Below are 3660 nucleotides of genomic sequence, written 5' to 3' on the forward strand. Positions count from 1 at the left end.
CATGGCCCTGGGCGGATTTACCCCAAAACAGCGGTTGGCCATGGCCGCGTAGCGTTCCTACTTCTGGCAATCGCTAAAAATGGGGGGATTACCTATGGAGCCGTCACGACTTGCTATCCAAGCACGACCGACTGCTGCGTCTAGAACGTGAGCAATGCAATCACACGCTGGAACTTAACGACGAACAAATTCGCCTGCTCGAACGCTTCAGCCCGGAGTTTCGCGAGCGCCAGATCGAAGTACATCACGCAGGCGGGCTGGTGGCTATCGACACGTTCTTCGTCGGCACGCTCAAGGGCGTAGGCAAGGTTTATCTGCAAACCGTCCTGGATTGCTATAGCCGATTTGCCTTTGGCCGGCTATATAACAGCAAGATGCCGCTAACGGCGGTGCATGTGCTGAACAACGATGTCCTACCGCACTTCGAACAGCAGGGTTTGCGCATCGAAACTCTGCTCTCGGACAACGGCAGGGAATACTGCGGCAGGCCCGATCAGCATCCGTTCGAATTGTTCTTGCAACTCGAGGGCATCAAGCACCGCACGACCCGAGTCAGACGCTCGCAAAGCAACGGCTTCGTCGAGCGGCTGCATCGCACCTTGCTGGACGAGCACTTCCGCATTGCGGGCCGCACGACCTGGTATGAATCGATCGACCAAATGCAGGGAGACTTTGATGCCTATCTGCATCACTACAACTACGAGCGGCCGCATCAAGGCCGAATGATGGAAGGCAGAACTCCGGCGCAGATGTTTGATGCCGGCAAGACCCAGCAGCCCGACCCGAAGGATGTCTTCGCCGAGGCAGCTTGAACTCACACCGGCTTGGGGCCGGTGTCAGGTGAATACCATCTCAGTACAAGCCGCCAACATAGAGATCCTTGTTCTCTCTGTTGAAAGAAGCAAACAGGTAGTTGTAGGCTGCGATCCAATCCATGGACGAGGTCATTTCACCACCACTGGGTCAGCCTCCACCAATTCTGCCTGAATGACCTCAATAGGCTCCAAAAACTTCTTCAGGGCTTCCTGCTGCTCTATCAGGAACGGAGCATCCTTGACTTTACCGTGCAGGTTCAGAAGGCGCTTCTCAGCCCTAATGAGGATGGTGTCATATAGCAAGGGTGAAATTTTGACTTCTTCACCATGCGTTGTAGGGTCATTCTCACCTGATTCAATCTTGTCTCCCAAGACAAATCCATCAACACGGGTATGCTTCTTCAGATAGCCCTTTTCTCGTAGCTCCTTAACATACTTCCAGACTTGATCTTTCTCTTTGCTTCCGAGAGCAAGACCAGTGGTTTTCAAGTCAATAATAACTAGATGTTCAACACCGTCTTCATCGTAATCTTCGTTATATGAAGCACGAGCATAGAAGCCAACACTGCTGTCAGGCAGGGCTACGAAGTCAGGACGGTTACGAGTACCCTTACCATCCTCATCCTTGAAGATGGTCTTGATTACATTGGTCATGCCCTTGTTGGACGTGAACTCAATGGATTCAAATTGGGCTCCGAACATCCACAAGCCACGCTCAAACAACGGCTGCAACTCATGGACTTCATCAACGCCGACTTCTTTCAGTTTGGTGCGAAGCTCCCCAATCAATTTCAAGCGATTCTGAATTTCGTCCAAAACCAGCTTTGCCATCCCGATGGTCCATTCCTTCAGGATGTCATGAAGGGTGTCGTAGTCATTTGGCTCACACTTGTGCAGCAGATCAAGCAACCCATAGCGAGACTTGGACTGCTCCAGCTTTGCAAGGATGCTGGACAACTGGACGATCTCGTTTTCACCAAAGTTCGGACAAGTATCTACCACCTCATTGACGAAGCTTTCCACCCGATCCTTACTAACAGGGGATAGGGTGTTCATCGTCGTGCCAATCTTTTCAATGACTGCACTGCGGCGGCTTTCACGCTCTGCCTTGCTGGAGTCAAAAATGATCTGGCGAATACAGTCTTGAACCGCCTCGCGGGTCTTCACCCACGCTTCGTTTTTGTCTTTGAATCCACTCCAGTCACCTAGAACCGCATCGTAAGTATTCAGGTAGTCAGCCTGAACAATGAAGGTGAAACGCTTGGCTTCTGAAGTCCTGCCATCAAGAATCCGCTCGTAGTCACTACGACTCCACTTGCATTCACCAACAGCACGACCTTGAACCCACCATGCTAGGCCATGCTGCTTCGTGGTCTTGTCTGCCTTCTTGGTGTCAATATGGAGAATAATCGCCTTACCATAGCCATCAACATCCACCTCGCTCTGCGAGAGTAGATCAGGAATGTCGTTAAAGGTGATCTCGCTTCCGTTCAATTTAACTTTGAAAGCAGGGTTGGCAAGAAAACGGCTGCCAATCAATTCACGAGCCTTCTCAGGCGAGAAAATAATATGAGGTATCGTTCCGCTACCCACAATCTCAGTGCCATGTCCCTCCACTCCATTTTCCTTGAAGGAGACTTCTTCAAGAACTAAAGGATCAGTGGATGTACGATGAACACGGCATATGAACTCTTGCCCGTTCTTCCTTGAAGTAATCAAGTATTCCGAGGCAAAACAGAAGCTTGCAAAACGCCCCTTACCATTCTTGCCGAATACGAGACGTGGCAAGCCTTGAACATCTTCAGGTGGTGTCGTGGTGTTTCCACCTGAAGACAGCCGATTGTAGGCAATAGTCCGCCAAATGTATTGGAACTCTTCATGGGTCATGCCATGCCCGTTGTCCGAAATCTTGAACTGCCTTTCAAGTTGAACATCAGGCCACGTAATCCTCACTTCTGTGGCGTAGGCATCCCAGCAATTCGCAACAAGTTCAACAATGGCCGTGGCAGGATCAGTGATGATTGGTCCCGCATAGCTTTCAAGGAAGCGTTCATCGTAAAGAAGTGTTCTTTGCTCCATCTGCCACTCCGTTGATAGTTCTTATTCGAAGACTGAATTGGTCCCCCCGACAGGAATCGAACCTGTATCTGGCGTTTCTTACCACTTCGGCTTTCGCCGCCACATTGCGTGTTCGTGGTCTGGACTATGCCTTCACCGTGGACTACTTAGTAGCCGGTAGGCGGGAGCCGTCTAGTCTCTACACCTTCCCCTGACAGGGGCTTGGCTCGGCGCTGTCACGGGCAGAGCCCAGAGAGTTCACCGACTTTGACTCCATTCAGTTGGCACTTTCGTTACCAACTGCCCAATTGATAGGAGGCACTCGTTCTATCCATTTAACTACGGGGAGAGGATCGAAATACTACCATCCATGCTGCAACTGTTGCCCCATCACACTCCAGCCACGTTCCAAATTTGTTCCAAGAACAGGTTGGAATCAAGTGGATTTGGAGGGAGTGAAACGTATCGGATCCCATAAAAGTCAGAAACTTAGCATCACCGTCCACTACTCTCTATCTGCTTTGGTGGGGGGGGCGTTGCGCATCCCGCCAGCACGATGACAATGACCGCCAGAAGTTTCTTCATGTCCGCTCTCACGTTTGGAAATGGCTTCAGGAAACGCGGATTGAGCGTACGGTGCGAATTGGCAGGGCGGAATCAGAGAATTCCTAAAGATATTGAGCAAAATTGAACCGAGCGGCGGGGGGGGGGGGGGGGGGGGGGGGGGGGGGCGGCGGGGGGGGGGGGGGGGGGGGGGGGGGGGGGGGGGGGGGGGGGGGGGGGGGGG

1 protein-coding gene and 1 pseudogene are annotated in these 3660 nt (G+C 52.0%); one reads left to right on the forward strand and one right to left on the reverse strand.

Annotation, left to right across the window (positions count from 1 at the left end; genetic code table 11):
- Nucleotides 1–92: 92 nt before the first annotated feature.
- Nucleotides 93–812, forward strand: a pseudogene (locus ACEU5R_RS31795) (DDE-type integrase/transposase/recombinase); the annotation flags it as partial.
- Nucleotides 813–944: 132 nt separating this feature from the next.
- On the opposite strand, the gene ACEU5R_RS31800 reads toward ACEU5R_RS31795, so the two are convergent.
- Entirely contained in the window at nucleotides 945–2894 is a 1950-nt protein-coding gene (locus ACEU5R_RS31800; RefSeq protein WP_392413880.1) for an ATP-binding protein, read from the reverse strand.
- Between the last annotated feature and the right edge of the window lie 766 nt (nucleotides 2895–3660).

The organism is Achromobacter sp. 413638, from assembly GCF_043119405.1.
GTDB lineage: Bacteria > Pseudomonadota > Gammaproteobacteria > Burkholderiales > Burkholderiaceae_B > Achromobacter.